Genomic DNA, 19,542 nt, shown 5'->3' on the forward strand with positions numbered 1-19,542 from the left:
GAGGTGTTTTATTTGTAAAGATATCTCTTTATGCTCTTCTTAGCCGTCTTTTCAAACTCTTGCTTCTGTATCTCTATAGCAGCAATCTTGCAGAATGGCGGCAACTGAGCGTTGAGCGTTTTCAGATTTTCCTCCATTATCCCCTTAATGTCGTCGTCGTCGAAGTTCATGTCTTCCTTGTCTTCTGCTTCTGGGTGTACAAGGGCAACGAGCTTAGAGTTGCGTTGTATGATGATGCTCTCGCCAACGAGCGGCATGTTGTTCAGTTTGTCTTCAATTTCTTCTGGGTACACATTCTGTCCGTTAGCTCCGAGCAGCATATTCTTTATACGTCCCTTTATATATATGTGTCCGCTTGGAGCCATAGTGGCAAGGTCGCCTGTGTGGAACCATCCGTCCTCGTCAATAACTTGCTTTGTGGCTTCCTCGTTCTTATAGTAGCCCAGCATAACGTTCATGCCACGTGTTATCAGTTCGCCAGGTATGTTTTCCGGGTCAGGGCTCAGAATCTTCACTTCCATATGCGACACAACAGGTCCGCAAGATGCTATCTTGTATTTGTCGTGGTTAACAAATGTTATGAGCGGAGCTGTCTCAGTTGTGCCATATCCTATAGTTACAGGCACGCCCACACTATTGAGGAACTGTTCGATGCCAAGATTGAGTGGAGCTCCGCCTACTATAATCTCGAAGGCATTTCCGCCGAATGCTTCCATAATGCGGTCGCGTATGTGCATCTTTATCTTTTTGCTTATCACGGGCATGTTAAGCAGCAGCTTCATGCGGTTGGTCTGCACCTGGGCAAGCACCTTGCGACGTATAATCTTCTCGATAACAAGAGGTACGGCAACGATGAGTCGTGGCTTTACCTCGGCAAAAGCCTCTGCTATGAGCGAAGGCGACGGCAGGCGGTTGAGGAAGTAGATGTGGCAACCGTTGATAAAGCCGAAGAGAAACTCTACGGCAAGTCCGTACATGTGCGCCATAGGCAATATACTTACCAGATTGCTGCCCGACTTGACGTTGGGACCTAGGTTTTTAAGTATATGGTCAAGATTGCCCCACAATGCGCGGTAAGGCAGCATAACACCCTTAGAGAATCCGGTTGTGCCACTTGTATAGTTGATCATAGCCAACTCTTCCGGGCTCTGCTCCTTGTAGTATTTTACGTGTTCCTTACGGAAATACTTTGGATATCTCTTTCCAAACATTTCGTTAAGATGTTCGCGTGCGAAGACGAGTTGTTCGGTTCGTGCTACAACGATGGAGAAGTCGGGAAGATACATTATTCCTTCCAAATCCGGCATCTCGTCGGGATTTATCTGTGTCTTCACCACATCGCCAACGAATAGCAGCTTAGACTCGCTGTGGTTTACGATGTTGTGAATTTGTTCTGGTGTAAACTCGTTTTGCACAGGTACAGCTACTGCACCATATGTAAGTGTAGCGAGAAACGCTACTGCCCAATGGCTGCTGTTGCGTCCGCACAAGGCTATCTTGTCGCCTCGCTTAACGCCGCAGTTCTCGAACAATATGTGTAGCTTCTCTATCTTGCGGGCTACATCGTGGAATTGTAGTGTGGCGCCCTTGTAGTCGGTAAAGGCGTCTTTATCCCAAAACTTAATTATACTCTCTTCAATATATGAGTTGAAACTGGGTATTTGCTCCATTGCACAATCTTCAAAATTTTGTGCAAAGATACAGCATTATTTGCACATTCCCAAAAGTTTTGTGCTGTATTTTCTATTAAGGTGTAATAACCTGTGTTTTTTTATGCATATAATCATATGCACATTGTAAATTTGTCTGTGCAATAAGCTAAGTAGAACATTTTTGTGGTAATATTAAACAATAATGGGACATAAGCACTATTTTATGTGTCCTTATGTCCCATTGTTATTATTCGTAGCGCATCGACTTTGCCGGATGTATATGCGATATTAGATAGCTTGGTGCTATAAGCACAAACATGGCTATCAATAATGTGGCGATGTTGAGGGCTATGATGAAGAGCCAGTTGATTTCTACCGGAACCGTGTCTACATAATAGGTTACGGGGTCAAGTTTTACGATGCCTGTTGTCTTCTGTAGTATAATTATAGCCAAGGCAATTACGTCGCCAATAATCAGGCCCTTGCCTATGATGAATGCAGCAAACCACAGGAAGGTGTGTCGCACGGTAGAGTTGCGTGCTCCTAACGCCTTTAGTATGCCAATCATCGTTGTGCGTTCGAGGATGATGATAAGCAGTCCGCTAATCATGGTAACCACAGCCACGGCAGTCATGATGGCAAGTATAATCCACACGTTAAGGTCGAGCAGGTCGAGCCAAGAGAATATCTGTGGCGACAGTTCGCGTATGGTCTTCGACGAGTATGTGTTGCCATATTGGTCTTGCGTACGGTTTACGCGTTGTGTAAGGATGTCGGCAGTATGTCGCAGACTGTCAAAGTTGTTTACCGTCAATTCGGCTCCCGTAGCCAGGTCTTCTGTCCATCCATTCAGCTTTTGTGCCGTGTATATGTCGCAGAAGCACGTTGTCTTGTCGTACTGTGAAAGATTGGTCTGGTAGATGCCCGCTATATTGAACCTTCTGGTGCGCACCCCGCCGTCGCCTATAAAGTAGGCAAAGATACGGTCGCCAGTCTTTACGCGTAGCTTCTGAGCCATTGTGTTCGATATAAGGATGCGGTTGGTGCTCGACTTGTCTGAGAACTTGGGTATGCTGCCTTCCACCATATTCTGATGAATAAAGGTGGTGTCGAAGTCGGGTCCTACACCCTTGAACATAACGCCAAGGAAGTCGTTGTCGGTCTTCAGAATGCCCTGCTTCATGGCAAAGCGTTGCACATGCTTGATGCCTTGGGTGTGTTGCAGGATTTTAACCAGCGAGTCGTTAATCACTATAGGCACGTCGGTTGCAGCCGACTGTTGTGTATAGAAGTTGGCCACTTGTATATGGCTGCCAAATCCAGCCACCTTGTCGCGTATGGTATGTTTGAATCCAAGCACAACACACACGCTCAGTATCATAACCGCCAATCCTATAGCCACTCCAGCCGTAGCTATGCGTATGGCAGGCTTTGACACCTGCTGTCGGTTGTCGTTATTGTCGGCGTAAATGCGTCGGGCTATAAAAAGTGGGAAGTTCATTTCTATATATTATAGAAGTACATTTCTATATATTATAAGAGGGTGTGCAACAACACACCCTCCTAAATAATGATTTACAATTTACACATTAAGGTCGTCCACGCGTCCAGGATAAGCCTCAAGAGCCTTGCGCAGCACGATAAGCGCACGTTCAAGGTCGTCCTTCTTAAGCACGTATGCTATACGCACCTGGTTGCGTCCTACGCCTGGTGTGGTGTAGAAGCCTGCGGCAGGAGCCATCATTACGGTCTCACCTTCGTACGAGAATTCCTCAAGGCACCAGCGGCAGAACTTCTCGCTGTCGTCTACTGGCAGCTTAGCCACGGTATAGAATGCGCCCATAGGTATTGGCGAGTAAACGCCCGGAATGCGGTTTAGTCCGTCGATAAGGCATTTGCGTCGTTCCACATACTCCTCGTATACGTCGCGGTAGTAGTCTTCGGGAGCGTTGAGCGAAGCCTCTGCCACAATCTGACCCAACAAAGGAGGCGACAGACGTGCCTGGCACAGCTTCATAACGGCAGCTCTAACCTCGGCATTCTTTGTTATCAAGGCGCCAATACGTATACCGCACTCGCTGTATCGCTTGGAAACAGAGTCGATAAGAATTACGTTCTGCTCGATACCCTCCAAGTGGCAAGCCGAGATGTATGGCGAACCAGTATAGATATACTCGCGGTAAACCTCGTCAGAGAAGAGGTATAGGTCGTATTTCTTCACGAGGTCGCGTATCTGGTTCATCTCTCTGCGGGTGTACAGATATCCGGTAGGGTTGTTGGGGTTGCATATCAGGATTGCGCGTGTGTGCTCGTTGATAAGCTCCTCAAACTTCTCCACCTTAGGCAGCGAGAACCCCTCCTCAATTGTGGTTGCGATGGTACGTATCTTTGCGCCAGCCGAGATGGCGAAAGCCATATAGTTGGCGTATGCAGGCTCAGGAATGATGATTTCGTCGCCTGGGTTAAGACACGACATAAATGCGAAGAGCACAGCCTCCGAACCTCCAGCCGTGATGATGATGTCGTCTGCGTCCACGTTGATGTTGAATCGCTTGTAGTAGCCTGTAAGCTTTTGGCGATACGACAGATAACCTTGTGATGGTGAGTATTCAAGGACTGTGCGGTCGATGTGTTTAAGTGCATCAAGTCCAACTTGTGGTGTGGGCAGGTCGGGCTGTCCGATATTGAGGTGGAAGACGTTGATACCCCGCTTCTTGGCATCAGCAGCCAAAGGAGCCAATTTACGAATTGGCGATTCGGGCATTTCTAGTCCGCGTACTGAAATTTCTGGCATTTGCGTACTTTTTTATGTTGATAAAAGTTGTATCTGTAGAATGCAAAGTTACGACAAATAGGGTTAAGCGCAAAATTTTTTGCTTATAAATTGATCTTGCTATTGTCTTTTTGCTCCTTTGTTGGCTTCTGTCAGATGTTGTATGGCTTCCTCTTCGCCCACAATCCATATTATGTCGCCCAGTTTCAGGCGGTATGTTGAGTTTACCATCGACAGATTCTCCTTACCCTCCTCTCTGCCCACAACCATACAGTCGTATTGGTTGCGTATGCCGGTTTCGGGTAATGTCTTGCCCACGAATGGCGAGTGTCGGTCTATCACAATCTGCGATAGTCGCATCTCGCGTTTCTCTATGTTTGGGTCTTCGGGCACAATGTCGCCGTCTATGGCTGCTTGTACGGCTGCCAGCTGCGAGTCGCTTCCTATCACCTGAAGCCGGTCGCCTGGGAATATAATGGCGTCGCCACCAGGAATATTGATGCGTTGGTGTCCTCTCAATATGCTGCTTACGTGCACGCCAAAGCGGTTGCTCAGCCTCAGTTCGGCAAGTCCATGTCCAGCCCATGTCGAGTTTTCGGGCACATCGATGTCGGATATGTGTATGTCTCGGTCCAGCAGATGTCCCTCGTACAGAGGTTTCTTCAGTCCCAATACCTGCTGTTCGATGTCTCTCGACCTCAGGTTCTGTACAAACAGACGCTCCATCAGTATGCTCTGTTTCTTCAGTCGTCGCGACAGAATCATTATAAATACCACAGCCACGGCAACCGTCAGCATCAGGGCATTGGTAAATCGTGTAAGGTAGTTGCATATATAGAACACGAATGCCGACGCTATAATCAGTCGCACAAATATGGTTACAAGCAGCGGCAGGCGGTTCATGCGGCTCTCGCCCCATAGTGCCTTAAACTCCTCCGAGTGGTTCTTCTTCATCACCATGGCTCTTAGGAATGGGGCTATGAACAATATTGTAAGCACCCCGCATATGCCGTTGGCCCACCAATGCATGTGCGGCATCATTCGGCGTACGAAAGGCAGCACAAACGAGAACATAACCGCGATGGTGGCTATGGACAATATGGAATATACGGTCGTAATGCGCGCCATCTGGGCTATAAGGCTATGCCAGTTGCCCTTAGGGGCAGAAGAGGGGTGGGATAGGGTGATGTTGTTCAGAGCGCGTATCCATGTCTTTGGCAGGCGGCGCTCAAGCACGCCATAGCACGGCACAGAGGCACGTATCATATAAGGTGTGAGGAAGGTTGTGGTTACAGATACTGCCACGACCACAGGGTAGAGAAATTCGCCCGTAACCTTAAGCGACAGACCCAATGAGGCGATGATGAAAGAGAACTCGCCTATCTGCGCCATGGAGAATCCGCAACGCATGGCCGACTTAAGCGACTGTCCGCCTATAAGGAATCCGAAGGTGCCGAATACAGCCTGGCCTACAAGTATCGTTAGTACCAGCACGCCTATAGGCACGGCATATTCGATGATGATGTTAAGGTTGACAAGCATGCCCACCGACACGAAGAAGATAGCGCCAAAGAGATCTTTTACGGGTGCCACAAGCTTCTCTATCTTGCCTGCCTCTATGGTCTCGGCAAGTATGCTGCCCATAACAAAGGCGCCAAAAGCCGAGCTGAATCCTACCTTGGTGGATATTACGGCCATAAGGCAGCATAGGCCCAACGACACTACAAGCAACGTCTCGTTGTTGATAAACTTGCGTGTGGCTCGCAAGAAAAGGGGCACGGCAAATATGCCCACCACAAACCACAACACAAGGAAGAAGCCTATCTTCATAACCGAGCCTATCATCTCGCCTCCATCAGGATTGGCTCCGCTTGCCAATGCCGACAGCATAACCATCATCACAATGGCAAGCACGTCCTCAAGTATCAGCACGCTCATAACGGGTCCGGCAAATTTCTGCTGCCTAAGTCCCATATCGCTGAATGCCTTGTATATAATGGTGGTGGAACTCATGGCAAGCATACCGCCAAGGAATATGCAGTCCATGCGTTTCCAGTCGAAGGCATGGCCTACAACTATGCCCAGCGTCATCATGGCAAAGATGATGGTAAGGGTGGTTATAACTGGCGATATGCCCATCTTTACAATCTTCTTGAAGGAGAAGTCCAGGCCCAAGGAGAAGAGCAAGAACATCACGCCAATGTCGGCCCAGGTCTTGATGTCGGTATTGTCGATTACAGACATGGTGTATGGCATGTGCGGACTTACGATGAAGCCAGCCATGATGTAGCCAAGGACAAGAGGCTGCTTGAGCTTCTTGAATAGTATCGTAACCGCACCTGCCACTATAAGTATAAGGGCGAGGTCGTTGATAAGGGTTGGAACTTCTGACATATTATATATTTCGTTTTGTTTCTTATTGGTATACAAAGGTAACGAATTGTTTTTAAAACAAGTGCAACATTGGCGGGGTTTTGTTGTCTTGTCTAAAAAAATGGTTCATCCGACATTTGGAGTGATAGAAGTGTAAATTGCAGTTTATAGGTGCGATACGTTCTTATGGTCCTATACATTTAAAAATAACCGTAATATGCTTGTTTTCTTCCAAAATTGCTCGAGAAAACCTATATTATGCGCCACAAACATTAAACATTGGTTAGTTGAAAGCTTTGGTACGATTGGCTCTCAAACATTTTTTTTACACTTTCTACAGCAAATAGGCACTAATTTTATACTTTTAGCAAGGTTTTTCAACATCCGTGTTGGTTTTTTGTACTGATATTATCATTATATTCAATATGGTCTTTAGAATGTAACCTGCTGAAAATAAGCCTTTTATAGGGAAGTAGGTTGTGAAAATTCTTCCAATTCCAGTTCTTCCAATTAATTTTCAACGTATTGTCACATTCTCTTATATATATATAACTAATTAATAATTAATTAATTATATAATCTTTAGAAAGCGGGTTGACATGAACATACACTTATTGGAATTGGAAGAACTGGAATATTGGAAGATTTTGGGAGGCATCAGGAAAATGGAGTGATAATAATAGTTTATTATATTGTAACAAGTTTATATAGTAGCGGAGGTCTCCGGCCTCCGCAGCAATCAATAATACAAACCCGAGGTTAAGCATGATTCGCCGCCTTTGGTGGCGCAAGCAATCATTTCTGTGGATTCTTGCATCGCGAAGCGTAGGCCATTCTGTGGATTCGAAAAGCTTAAGCCCGTAGGCTTCTGTGTGGTCTGTGCATTCTGTGGGAACTACAGACAAAAGAACTACAAGTAAAATTATACGTTCATTATACGAACATCAAGACGCCAACCTCCACGATAAACTCCAGCTTGTATCACTCCAAATATCGAATGAACCTTATTTTCAGTAGGTTTCATTCTAAAGGCTATATGTGATAGAATGTATAGACGAGTTTTGCAAACATTTTGATGCAGAAAATGCAGGAAATCTACTTGAAGACAACAGCGGAGTCAAGCGTAGACGTCGCCAAGCGTCGTTGTCCGACAGTGAAATCATGACCATTTTGTTGTATTTTGGTACATTCCGTATTTTCAAGCACTACTACCTATTCTTCATCAAGGGTACGATGAAGTCATATTTCCCGAAAGCTGTGTCGTATAATCGCTTCGTGGACATTGGAAAGCCGCGTGTTCTTTCAGCTAATTATTTCCTAAGTATTTTTGTCAAAGTCAAGTTCTTAGACTTATATATACTTTTTGCTTCTTTTGGAGTTACATAATAAACATTGAGTATGCTTAGTTTTTCCTTCAAAACATTGCAGCCATAGGATTTCTTCCCAACATAGGCATTTATCATCCATGTTGTATTTACTTGCTTTAAGTCATTTAGGTACAACTTTGAAGCACGGGAAGCAAAATGCAATTTTTCTGTAATTCCAGTAAAGTTTAACTTAAAACTGAGGACATGATAATCACCCATTTTCTCATTAAACTCATTGATTGTATAAATCGTAGAGTCATCAACGATTGATTTTTTACAAGGATAGCATCCTTTTTTATTAGAATTACGAGATACGAAAGTAAGTGTTAAAGGAGTCCCTATCAAATTGGCAACATTCTTTTTATGCTCCTGTATAAAAGAATCATTCTGCCATTTTTCCTCATCCAACACTTTTCGTTTTACGTCTCTCTTGCCGTTGGAATCTGAAATTGTATAAACAACAAGAGCGGTACGTTTGTAAGCTTCTGTGCCTTCTATCAACTGCGTAGTTTCTTCCAAAGCAGTAACAATGGAAATCTTTTCAGAATTAGCATCATACTGCTTGTTTCCAAGCACATCGAACAAACAAACTCTGTTTGAGTCTGCTTTATTATTGATTACTTGCGCCTTTGAATTGCCAAAGGCAAAAAGAAGCAAAGCCAAAACTAAAAATTTAATCTTTTCCATCTTTCCAAAGTTTAGAACTTGCATAATTAGTTTGTTAAACTTTCGACTGCAAAATTAATGAGAATTTGTTTAAGCAACAAGAAAATAAGGTCTAAATTATTAGTCAAAACAAATATGGAAGTGTTGTTTCGGAAGAAATTTTTTTTCGAGCACATAGTTGCAACAAGAGATTGTTTATATCGGCTTACGCGATTAGCCGAAATGCCTCACGCGACTAATGGAAATGCTTCACGCGACTAATGGAAATGCCCCATGCGAATAATCGTAGTTCCATAAACAATCAAGGGAGGTATGGTCATAAGCCGTACCTCCCTTGATTGTTTATTATGTGTGATATTAGTCGTTGAAATGAGCAGTCAGCTCGCATATCTTTATTACAACCTGCATAGCCTTCTCCATAACCTGTATGCTCACAAACTCGTGAGGGCCATGGAAGTTGCATCCGCCAGCGAATATATTAGGACAAGGCAGACCCTTGAACGACAGCTGTGCGCCGTCTGTACCGCCACGTATAGGCTGCACCTTAGGAGCAACGCCGTTGTCCTGCATGGCCTTAAGCACGATGTCTATCACGTGCATGTTGGGGTCAATCTTCTCCTTCATGTTGTAGTACTGGTCCTTCAGCTCTACAGCTACGGTTCCTTCGCCCCACTTCTCGTTCATCTTCTTTACGCAATCCTCGATAAAGTCCTTGCGGTCCTCAAAGCGCTCGCGGTCGTGGTCGCGTATGATGTACGACAATGTTGCCTTCTCGCAGCACGAGTTTATGCCCAGCAGATGATAGAAGCCCTGATAACCCTCGGTTTCCTCAGGAGTTTCGGCAGCCGGAATCATCTCGGCAAACTCCACAGCCAAGCGTGACGCGTTAACCATCTTGCCCTTGGCATAACCAGTATGCACGCTTACGCCCTTGATGTGAACCTTTGCACCGGCTGCGTTGAAGTTCTCGTACTCAAGTTCGCCCAAGTCGCCGCCATCGATAGTATAAGCCCATTGGCAACCAAACTTCTCCACATCGAAGTGGTGAGCGCCCATACCAATCTCCTCGTCTGGATTAAAAGCCACGCGAATATCGCCATGCTTAATCTCGTCATGGTCGCGCAGCCAGCACATAGCCTGAACAATCTCGGCTATGCCAGCCTTGTCGTCGGCTCCGAGCAAAGTGGTTCCATCGGTAACGATAATGTCCTCGCCGATGTGAGCCTTAAGTTCTGGGAATTTGGTAGGACTTGACACAATGCCCTCAGACAGCACAATGTCGCCTCCGTCATAGTTTTTCACGATGCGCGGATGTATGTTTGCTCCGCTGCAATCGGGAGATGTATCATAGTGCGAGATAAATCCTATAGTAGGAATCTCCTTCTTGGTGTTTGCCTTCAATGTGGCATAGATGTAGCCCTGCTCATCCATTTCGACGTTGCTCAGTCCCTCACGCTCCAGTTCCTCTTTAAGGTACTTGGCGAAGACAAGCTGTTTCGAGGTGCTCGGTACTGTCTCCGAATCTTCGCTCGACTGTGTGTCGAACTTGGTGTAGTTTAAGAATCTTTCGGTAATATCCATTTTTCTAAGACTTTATGTTAATGATGGTGATAACACCTTCTTTGCTTAAAACTCGCTTGTAAAGTGGAACTTGATGTTCTTGAAGTCTTGCTGCGCCATAGACAGCACGTAGCCAGAGTCGGCAAGGAACACGTCGCGTCCGTCGCGATCCTTTGCCATATACTGATACTTGCGCTTCTTGAACTGGTCGAGTTCCTCGGCGTCGTCGCTCTCTATCCAGCATGCCTTGTGCAGATGAACGGGTTCCCAGCGGCATTTGGCGTTGTACTCGTTCTCCAGACGATACTGTATAACCTCAAACTGCAATTGTCCTACGGTACCGATAATCTTGCGGCCGTTGAACTGGTTGACAAACAGCTGAGCCACACCCTCGTCCATAAGCTGGTTGATACCCTTCTCAAGCTGCTTCGACTTCATTGGGTCGTCGTTCTCGATATATTTGAACATCTCTGGCGAGAACGAAGGCAGTCCGCGGAAGTGTAGCTTCTCGCCCTCGGTAAGCGTGTCGCCTATCTTGAAGATGCCATTGTCTGGCAGACCCACTATATCGCCAGGCCATGCCTCATCGATAGTGCTCTTGCGTTGTGCCATAAACTGTGTTGGCGACGAGAAACGCAGAGTCTTGCCCTGGCGCACGTGCAGATAAGGCTTGTTGCGTTCGAACTTGCCGCTGCACACCTTGCAGAAGGCGATGCACGAACGGTGGTTAGGGTCGATGTTGGCTGTAATCTTGAATATGAAGCCAGTAAACTTCTGCTCCTCAGGCTCTACCACTCTCTCCTCGGCCTTTGTTGGCTTAGGCGACGGGGCAATTTTTACAAAGCAGTTGAGTAGCTCCTGAACACCAAAGTTGTTCAATGCCGAGCCAAAGAATACTGGCGCAACCTCGGCCGAGCGGTAAGTCTCGACATCAAACTCAGGATAAACGCCGTCGATAAGCTCTATATCGTCACGCAGCTGCTTGGCATCGTCTTCGCCAATATGTGCATCCAGTTCGGCCGAGTTGATGTCTACCTCTACCTTCTCTGTAACACGTTGCTTGTCGGGCTTGAAGAGGTCGAGTTTGTTCTCGTATATATTGTATACGCCCTTAAACTTTACGCCTATGTTGATAGGCCACGACAGCGGACGCACGCTAATCTTTAGCTCTTCCTCAAGTTCGTCGAGCAAGTCAAATGGGTCGCGACCCTCGCGGTCCATCTTGTTTACAAAGATTATAACCGGAGTATTGCGCATACGGCACACCTCCATCAGCTTGCGTGTCTGTGTCTCTACACCCTTAGCTCCGTCTACCACGATAATAGCCGAGTCGACAGCAGTAAGAGTGCGGTATGTATCCTCGCAGAAGTCCTGGTGACCCGGTGTATCAAGAATATTGATTTTGTATCCCTCGTAGTCGAACTCCATAACAGATGTAGACACCGAGATACCGCGCTGCTTCTCTATCTCCATCCAGTCGGATGTTGCAGTCTTGCGTATCTTGTTGTTTTTAACTGCACCTGCCACCTGAATCTGTCCACCAAAGAGAAGGAATTTCTCGGTTAGTGTTGTCTTACCGGCGTCAGGATGTGATATAATGGCGAATGTTCGCCTGCGTTCTATTTCTTGATTCATAATAAATTCTTTACATTTCTTCGTCGTCGTCGAACTTCAGACCTTCAGTCTTGTCTTTGATGTAATAGTCGCTCAGCATGCCCAATAAGGTTGAAATCTCCTTTATTGCATGCTGTGTGTCGGGGCTTATGGTCTTGTTCTGTAGGCGCAGCATCATAGTGCCGTATAGCGCATTCAGACAGGTTTCTATCTCGTTGCAGTCTTTGTCGCCACGGTTGCGCAGCTCCACTATAAATGGCAGCACACGGTAGTATTCCGAGTTGTAGAATGGGAAACGTGAGCTTTGCAGCAGTTGGTTGTGCAGTTCGTTCATGTCCTGCACCACAATCTGGTTGATTGTAAGATGTCCCTTCTCGCGTTTACCTTCCGAGTTCATCATCGTGATAAGGTCGCCGTACCAGTCTACCATTTCCTCTCGCTGCTCGTCGGTATAGTTGGCAAATCGCGAGATATATTCGTTTTTTATGCGCGACAGCTGACATCCGTAAGCGCGTATGATGTCTTCCACCTGCCACATATAGAGCACAAATTCGGCTGTGCTCTTCTTTCTTAATTCCTGAGCTATGAACATAAATATAAGGTTTGCTTAGAGCTAAAATTGTTAGTATGGAAGTTTATAGAGGTTGAACACCGTGCCGAGCAACATTATAACCGAGAAGATTACGACGATGCATCCCACTACGCGGTTGATGAGCAAAATGCCGTTGTTGTCAAACTTGCCCCTAACCTTGTCTATGAGCCATGTAAGTCCAAACCACCACAGCATAGCTCCGAGTATAATGCTTGCGTAGCCAACAGTCATCTCAAACGGACGATCGTTAACGACGAAGGCAAACTGGGCAAAGAGAAAGATGAAGAGGAAGATGATAAGCGGGTTGGACAACGTAACGAGAAAAGCCGTGATGCCGTTGTGTGCCAATGTCCCCTTCTGATTCTTATTGCTTTTGTGCATGTTTTTTGTGGGGTTGGAGCGGTAACAATAGATACCGAACAACAGCAACACAACGCTACCACTTATCTGTAGAATGAAGCGGTTGTGCTCGTTGCCCACGAAGTTCATGACAAAACTCATTCCGAATCCGGTAAAGAGTGCGTAGATGATATCGCTCACGCAGGCTCCGATACCTGTAATAAAGCCATACCATCGGCCTTTGTTAAGCGTGCGCTGTATACATAGCACGCCCACCGGGCCCATTGGTGCCGATGCCATAAGTCCGATAAGTATTCCTTTGAATACGAAGTCTAAAATGTCTAATTGTATAGGAAACTGCATAACGGCTGCAAAATTGCGAAATTTCGATGAATTGGGCAAATTTTAGCGTTAAAACCTTTGTAGTATTACAACTTTTTAATACCTTTGCTCAATGTAGAGCTACATGTATATATAAGGGTGCGATAAAAACTACATCAAATCCTTTCGCATCGCATGGAGTTTGTTTTATCTCAACTATTAATTACAAAATCAAAACGAATAATCATGACAGAAGATTCTTTGAAACCCTATGTAATCGGTTTGGACCTCGGAGGCACTAACTCTGTTTTCGGCATTGTTGACAGCCGTGGCGACATCAAGGCCACAACATCTATCAAGACTCAAGGCTATGGCGAAAACGCCGAGGCTTATGTAGATGCCTGTGTTGAGGCTTTGCAGCTAATTATTGATCAGGTAGGCGGTATTGAGAAAATCAAGGCTATGGGTATAGGTGCTCCTAATGCCAACTATTATAACGGTACAGTGGAGTATGCAGTCAATTTGGATTGGGCCCGCAGCTGTATTGTTCCATTGGCAAAGATGTTCTCCGACCGTCTCGGCATTCCAGTAGCTCTTACCAACGATGCTAATGCTGCAGCCATAGGCGAGATGATATATGGCGTAGCTCGTGGTATGAAAAACTTCATCGTCATTACTCTTGGCACAGGCGTAGGTTCGGGTATTGTGGTTAACGGTCAGCTGGTTTACGGTTCCGATGGATTTGCAGGCGAGCTTGGTCATGTTATCGTTAGAAGAGAGAACGGACGTACTTGCGGTTGTGGCCGTAAGGGTTGTTTGGAGACATATTGCTCGGCTACGGGTGTGGCACGTTCTGCACGCGAGTTCCTTGCCAATAGCGACGAGCCTTCATTATTGCGCGACCTCGACCCTGAGAAGATTACTTCTTACGATGTGTCGATTGCCGCTTCAAAGGGCGACAAGCTTGCCAACGAGATATACGAGTTTACCGGCAAGATTCTTGGAGAGGCTTGTGCCGACTTCGCTACATTCTGCTCGCCAGAGGCTTTCATCTTCTTCGGCGGATTGGTAAAGGCAGGCGACCTAATAATGAATCCTATCAAGAAGGCTTACAACGAGTCGGTTCTTGGCACATATAAGGGCAAGGCCAAGTTCCTCGTTTCAGGTCTTGACGGAGCTTCGGCTGCTGTGCTTGGTGCATCGGCTGTAGGTTGGGATATTCAGGAATAATAGTACATATAGGTAGTGGTGATAGTGTTTGGAGTTGAAGGAAGTTATGGCTTCGCCCGATGTTAACGGGAGTTAAACGACAAATCCTTGTATTATCACTACTTAATAAAAAATGCAACCATATAAACATGATTTTTATGGTTGCTTTTTTTAGTTGCTTAATGCAAGTAATGTTAAATTTTTTAATTTAAGTTAGTTTAAGGTATGAAAAATCATCTAAAACATCTCCTCGTTGTGAGTGCGCTCGCTATGGCGGGTACATCTACCACAATGGCACAATCGGTGCTTAGAGGTAAGGTTGTTGATGCAGAGACAGGCGAGCCGCTTATCGGAGCTACTGTATCTGTAAAGAATGTCAAGGTTGTTACCGACATTGACGGAGCTTTTGCTGTAAAGGGTGTAAGTGGAGCCAAGGAGGTTTCGATTCAGTACATCGGCTACAAGCAGAAGACTGTTAAGGTTGCCGGCAACGGCGAGCTTGGCAACATCGTTATGACAACCGATGGACAGGTTCTTAAGGATGTGGTTGTAACCTCACAGATGGCTGTGGCACGCAAGACTCCAGTTGCTGTATCGCAGGTGCCAATGTCGTTTATTGAGGAGAAGATTGGTACTCAGGAGTTCCCTGAGATACTTAAGTCTACCCCAGGCGTACATGCCAACAAAGAGGGTGGCGGCTATGGCGACTCTGAAATCTACATGCGTGGATTCGACAACACCAATATTGCCGTTATGGTAAATGGTGTGCCGATGAACGATATGGAGAACCAGAACGTGTATTGGTCAAACTGGGCTGGTCTGACAGACGTTACACGCACTATGCAGACACAGCGCGGATTGGGTGCCTCTAAGGTGTCGGCTCCTTCGGTAGGTGGTACAATCAACATCATCACCAAGTCGCTTGAGGCCAAGAAGGGCGGTTCTTTCTACTATGGCATCGGCAACGACAACATGAACAAGATGATGTTCACAGTTTCTACCGGTCTTTCAAAGACAGGTTGGGCTATGACATTGCTCGGATCTAAGACATGGGGCGACGGCTATGCCCAGGGTACCGACTTTAGTGGCTATACCTACTTCCTCAACATCTCTAAGCGCATTAACGATGCTCATCAGCTCTCGTTCACAGCCTTTGGCGCTCCTCAGGAGCACTATCAGCGTAAGAGTGCCATGAAGCTTGCCGACTGGAAGATGGCAGAGCAGGTATATGGTATAATGGACCATAAGTACAACCCTACATACGGCTTCGACAACAACGGCCAGCGTCGTACATCCGAGTACAACGTTTACCACAAGCCACAGCTCAGTCTTAACCACCAATGGCAAATCAACGACAAGTCGTCGCTCAGTACTGTGCTCTACATGTCTATAGGTCGTGGTTATGGCTATAGCGGCCAGGGTAACGAAGACTATGGTTACAGCTATCAGGACTGGTATGGCGTAAACAAGGGCGTGTTCCAGACCAAGTATCGCAAGGCAGACGGCACATTCGACTATGGAGCTATCGAGGATATCAACGCAGCCTCAGAGCATGGCTCTATGCTTGTTATGGCCAAGCAGCTGAACTATCACAACTGGTATGGCCTTGTATCTACATACAACACCAAGATTACAAAGGACATCGACTTCTATGGAGGTATCGACTTCCGCGCATACAAGGGTACACACCGCAACGAGATTGTTGACCTCTATGGTGGCCAGTATTTTATTGATACCACACGCAAGAAGGTTAAGTCGTACAACAACGCCAATGCTGCCGACCAGAGTTGGGTATACAAGAAGCTTGGTGTAGGCGATGCTGTATACCGCGACTTCGATGGTCATGTTGTTCAGGAGGGTGCTTTCTTCCAGACAGAATATTCTAAGAAAGATCTTTCGGCATTTGTTTCGGGCTCGCTCTCTAATACTTCTTACTGGCGTTACGACCGCTTGTTCTACGACAAGCAGCACGCCAAGTCGGATACAAAGAGCTATATCGGCTTTACTGTTAAGGGTGGTGCCAACTACAATATTACCGACCAGCACAACGTGTTCTTTAATGCTGGCTACATCAGCCGCGCTCCTAAGTTCAACTATGGTGCATTCCTTACACCTATGGCAAGCAACGTAACCAACCCAGATGCTAAGAACGAGAAGGTGCTTTCGTTGGAACTTGGCTACGGCTATCGTCTCAAGTGGCTTACAGTTAACGTAAACGGCTACTGGACAAAGTGGCTCGACAAGACTATGACCAAGGCTTCTACAGTAGGTAATGTAGATGCTTATGTAAACATGACTGGTCTTAACGCTCTGCACAAGGGTATTGAGCTTGAGGTTAAGGCAGAGCCACTCTACTGGCTTGATGTTAACGGTATGTTCTCTATCGGCGACTGGAAGTGGGATAGCAACGCTACTGGTATGGTTTACGATGATAGCGGCGCTCCTCTTACCAAGGATGGAACTATTGCCAGCGGCGTAGGTGCTGACGATCATCTTAAGACTGGTATCAACCTTAAGGGAGTTCGCGTAGGTGGATCGGCACAGACAACAGCTGCCCTTGGCGCTACAGTTAAGCTTGCAAAGCAGTTCCGTATTGGTGCCGACTGGACCTACTACGGTCGCAACTATGCTTACTACTCAATTAGCGGCAGCAACCTTACACTTGGCAAGACCAACACCGTTGTTGAGCCTTGGAAGATTCCTGCTGCAAGCCAGGTAGACGTAAACGCTTCTTACAAGTTCAAGATTTCGGGTCTTAATGCTACACTTTCTGCCAATGTCAACAACCTCTTCGACTATCAGTACCTTGGCAAGGCATGGAACCCGCAGTCGGGTGCGGCTAACGAGAACACCATCTATGGTTTCTACGCATTTGGCCGTACATTCAGCACACGTCTGAAGATTAACTTCTAAGCAACAGCTATACACATTATATATATAAAGACAAACAAGATATGAAAAAGATATTTTTATTGTCGGCGGTAGCTCTTATGACATTGGCTGCATGCGACGACTATGAGGATCAGTTCAATCTTGACAGCCAGATTAATGATGTCAAGAAGGGCACAGCTATTGTGCTTACTGATGCCGATTATGCCAATATAGCCGGATTGGCTGCCAACAAGACTTTGGCTGCCAAGTTGGACGCCGAGAGTGGTACAAATGCCTATACAGAGGCTCTTGCCAAACTTCCTTCACAGAAGTATTTCAACACTCTCATCACTCCCGACCAGTTCCTTCCTGCTTTCATCGCCTCTAATTATAAGGAGGCCGATGCAGGCTCTAAGTTCAAGGTTACATATAATATGTATACCGGCAAGTCGGAATTCCTTTCTACATTCGCCAATCTAAAGGGCGAGTATACTCTTACAGCCGATGATTATAAAGCGGCTTGGGAAGGAGCTTCGTCGGCTACATATCTCACACCTAAGACTGTATCCAAACTTCCTGCTCTTGTAAAGGAGGCTAAGGCCGATGCGGCAGAGGGCGACATTATTGTTGTAAACTATGCTTTCTCCGACTTTGAGCCTGCTGGTGGTAGCGATACTCCTGCCGAGACTTATACCAAGCTCTCGGAGGTTGTGGCAAATACCGATGGTGGCGAATACTCGGTTAAGGGTATTGTTTGCGCTACATACAAGACAGGTTTCTTGCTTTACGATAAGACTGGCTACATTCTTGTATACAAGAAGTCGGATGTAAACGTAGGCGACGAGGTGGCTGTTGCAGGCACTACAACCAAGTATGGTGGCTTGATGCAGTTCCCAGCAAAGGGTACCAACCTCGAAGTTAAGGTTCTAACTCCAGGCAAGGAGCCTAAATTTAAGCATCCAGCCGTAAAGACATACGCGGCTGCCGAGTTTGAGGCTTATGCCCAGAAGCCGGTTGTTGAGTATATCACATACAAGGGCAACCTATCTATCACAACCAACAGCAAGGGCAACAAGTACTACAACGTTACTATCGACGGTACTGTGAAGCAGGGTAGCCTTGCCAACGTGCCCGACGGACTGGTTGACGAGAGCCTTAGCGGTAAGGATATCGTTGTTTACGGATATGCTATTGGCGCTACCGGAACCGACAACAAGTTCCTCAACACTATGGTTGTAAGTTGTGCCGAGGCTACTCCAGCTGGTGCTGCAAAGGCTAAGGCTGTGGCACGTGCCGCATCTAATGGTGGCGCCAACCGTTCTGTAGTTTATCGTTTTGACGGTAAATCATGGAAGGTGCTCAAGAATGACGACATCGACATTATTGCTGCCCAGCCAGAGTGGTACACTTTGATTGGTCAGACTACAGTAACTAAGCCTGCCAACTACTTCCCAGTTCTGCTCCAGCGCGATTATCCGTTTGCCAAGAATGGTCAGAAGGCTATTGTTGTATATCGCAAGTCGGCTACCGAAATGGCAGCAGAAGAGTTTGTGTTTGATACAACTACTGGTTGGGCAGAGGCTAAGGAGTACAAGAAGAAGTCTACTTCTTTCCTCCAGACCGAGACAGGTTTCGAGACTTTGGCAAGCACCTATATCGACGAGAGCTTGCTTGGTGATGAGGGTGGCTTTGTTGCAATCGACATCGAGCGCGATGCATCTCTCAAGTACATCTGGACCAACTCGTCTTCGTATGGTTGGAAGGGTGGTGCCTACAACGGTACTTCAAGCACAAAGTCGGAAAGCTGGCTTGTGTCGCCTGCCATAAATCTTGCCGAGGCAGATAATCCAGTATTGGTATTTGATGAGGCTATGAACAAGCTTGGCAATTATAATCCTGCCGACTATGTAAAGGTTATGGTTTCTACCAACTTTGATGGTAGCGACGTAAAAGCAGCCAAGTGGAACCAGCTTGAGGTAAAGGGTGGCACAGAGGGCAACTCTTGGACCTTCATGACAATTGATCCTATCTCGCTCGCCGATTATGTTGGCAAGTCGGTACATATCGCCTTCTTGTATCAGAGTACAGACAAGGTGGCTCCTACATACGAGGTAAAGAACTTCGTTGTAAAGGAGGCCGAATAATTCAATAAGCGCCAATGGCGCATTCAATAAGCATCAATAGCGCATATCATCTTGCCGTATC

12 protein-coding genes are annotated in these 19,542 nt (G+C 46.4%); 3 read left to right on the forward strand and 9 right to left on the reverse strand.

What is annotated here, in order from left to right; all coding sequences use genetic code 11:
- Positions 1-8: 8 nt before the first annotated feature.
- From C9991_RS12635 to C9991_RS12680, 9 genes are all read right to left on the reverse strand, one after another.
- Positions 9-1,670, reverse strand: coding sequence for an AMP-binding protein (locus C9991_RS12635; protein WP_106812894.1), 1,662 nt, complete (start codon positions 1,668-1,670; stop codon positions 9-11).
- Between the two features lie 229 nt (positions 1,671-1,899).
- The gene (locus C9991_RS12640) at positions 1,900-3,153 is read right to left on the reverse strand and encodes an ABC transporter permease (protein ID WP_106812895.1); all 1,254 of its coding nucleotides are present in this window, start codon (positions 3,151-3,153) and stop codon (positions 1,900-1,902) included.
- Between the two features lie 81 nt (positions 3,154-3,234).
- Positions 3,235-4,446 (reverse strand): pyridoxal phosphate-dependent aminotransferase, encoded by a 1,212-nt coding sequence (locus C9991_RS12645; protein ID WP_106812896.1) that lies wholly within the window; start codon positions 4,444-4,446, stop codon positions 3,235-3,237.
- A gap of 99 nt (positions 4,447-4,545) precedes the next feature.
- A complete protein-coding gene (locus tag C9991_RS12650) occupies positions 4,546-6,819 on the reverse strand; it encodes a cation:proton antiporter (protein WP_106812897.1) in 2,274 nt (757 codons plus the stop codon).
- 1,289 nt (positions 6,820-8,108) lie between these two features.
- Entirely contained in the window at positions 8,109-8,852 is a 744-nt protein-coding gene (locus tag C9991_RS12660) for a hypothetical protein (RefSeq protein ID WP_157949469.1), read from the reverse strand.
- Positions 8,853-9,188: 336 nt separating this feature from the next.
- Positions 9,189-10,412: a peptidase T gene (gene pepT, locus C9991_RS12665; RefSeq protein WP_106812899.1), complete on the reverse strand. Its 1,224-nt coding sequence runs from the start codon at positions 10,410-10,412 to the stop codon at positions 9,189-9,191.
- A 45-nt stretch (positions 10,413-10,457) separates the two neighbouring features.
- Positions 10,458-12,026 carry a peptide chain release factor 3 gene (locus C9991_RS12670; protein ID WP_106812900.1) on the reverse strand — a complete coding sequence of 523 codons (1,569 nt, stop codon included), beginning with the start codon at positions 12,024-12,026 and terminating at the stop codon, positions 10,458-10,460.
- Between the two features lie 10 nt (positions 12,027-12,036).
- Complete coding sequence (locus tag C9991_RS12675) at positions 12,037-12,597, reverse strand: DUF4924 family protein (RefSeq protein ID WP_106812901.1); 561 nt, start codon at positions 12,595-12,597, stop codon at positions 12,037-12,039.
- 30 nt (positions 12,598-12,627) lie between these two features.
- Complete coding sequence (locus tag C9991_RS12680; protein WP_106812902.1) at positions 12,628-13,299, reverse strand: LysE family translocator; 672 nt, start codon at positions 13,297-13,299, stop codon at positions 12,628-12,630.
- A gap of 204 nt (positions 13,300-13,503) precedes the next feature.
- On the opposite strand from C9991_RS12680, the gene C9991_RS12685 reads away from it, so the two are divergent.
- The 3 genes from C9991_RS12685 to C9991_RS12695 all read left to right on the forward strand — a co-directional run bounded on the left by C9991_RS12685 (position 13,504) and on the right by C9991_RS12695 (position 19,481).
- A complete protein-coding gene (locus C9991_RS12685) occupies positions 13,504-14,487 on the forward strand; it encodes an ROK family protein (RefSeq protein ID WP_198643818.1) in 984 nt (327 codons plus the stop codon).
- A 204-nt stretch (positions 14,488-14,691) separates the two neighbouring features.
- Positions 14,692-17,379, forward strand: coding sequence for a TonB-dependent receptor (locus C9991_RS12690; protein WP_106812903.1), 2,688 nt, complete (start codon positions 14,692-14,694; stop codon positions 17,377-17,379).
- A gap of 41 nt (positions 17,380-17,420) precedes the next feature.
- Entirely contained in the window at positions 17,421-19,481 is a 2,061-nt protein-coding gene (locus tag C9991_RS12695) for a choice-of-anchor J domain-containing protein (RefSeq protein WP_106812904.1), read from the forward strand.
- The last annotated feature ends 61 nt before the right edge of the window (positions 19,482-19,542 follow it).

It is taken from the genome of Prevotella merdae (genome assembly GCF_900290275.1).
Classification (GTDB): domain Bacteria; phylum Bacteroidota; class Bacteroidia; order Bacteroidales; family Bacteroidaceae; genus Prevotella; species Prevotella merdae.

Coding starts and splice junctions, on each gene's coding strand:
- C9991_RS12640 (WP_106812895.1), bottom strand. CDS start 3,153: ATGAACTTCCCACTTTTTATAGCCCGACGCATTTACGCCGACAATAAC.
- C9991_RS12645 (WP_106812896.1), bottom strand. CDS start 4,446: ATGCCAGAAATTTCAGTACGCGGACTAGAAATGCCCGAATCGCCAATT.
- C9991_RS12685 (WP_198643818.1), top strand. CDS start 13,504: ATGACAGAAGATTCTTTGAAACCCTATGTAATCGGTTTGGACCTCGGA.
- C9991_RS12635 (WP_106812894.1), bottom strand. CDS start 1,670: ATGGAGCAAATACCCAGTTTCAACTCATATATTGAAGAGAGTATAATT.
- C9991_RS12680 (WP_106812902.1), bottom strand. CDS start 13,299: ATGCAGTTTCCTATACAATTAGACATTTTAGACTTCGTATTCAAAGGA.
- C9991_RS12695 (WP_106812904.1), top strand. CDS start 17,421: ATGAAAAAGATATTTTTATTGTCGGCGGTAGCTCTTATGACATTGGCT.
- C9991_RS12660 (WP_157949469.1), bottom strand. CDS start 8,852: ATGGAAAAGATTAAATTTTTAGTTTTGGCTTTGCTTCTTTTTGCCTTT.
- pepT (WP_106812899.1), bottom strand. CDS start 10,412: ATGGATATTACCGAAAGATTCTTAAACTACACCAAGTTCGACACACAG.
- C9991_RS12650 (WP_106812897.1), bottom strand. CDS start 6,819: ATGTCAGAAGTTCCAACCCTTATCAACGACCTCGCCCTTATACTTATA.
- C9991_RS12690 (WP_106812903.1), top strand. CDS start 14,692: ATGAAAAATCATCTAAAACATCTCCTCGTTGTGAGTGCGCTCGCTATG.
- C9991_RS12670 (WP_106812900.1), bottom strand. CDS start 12,026: ATGAATCAAGAAATAGAACGCAGGCGAACATTCGCCATTATATCACAT.
- C9991_RS12675 (WP_106812901.1), bottom strand. CDS start 12,597: ATGTTCATAGCTCAGGAATTAAGAAAGAAGAGCACAGCCGAATTTGTG.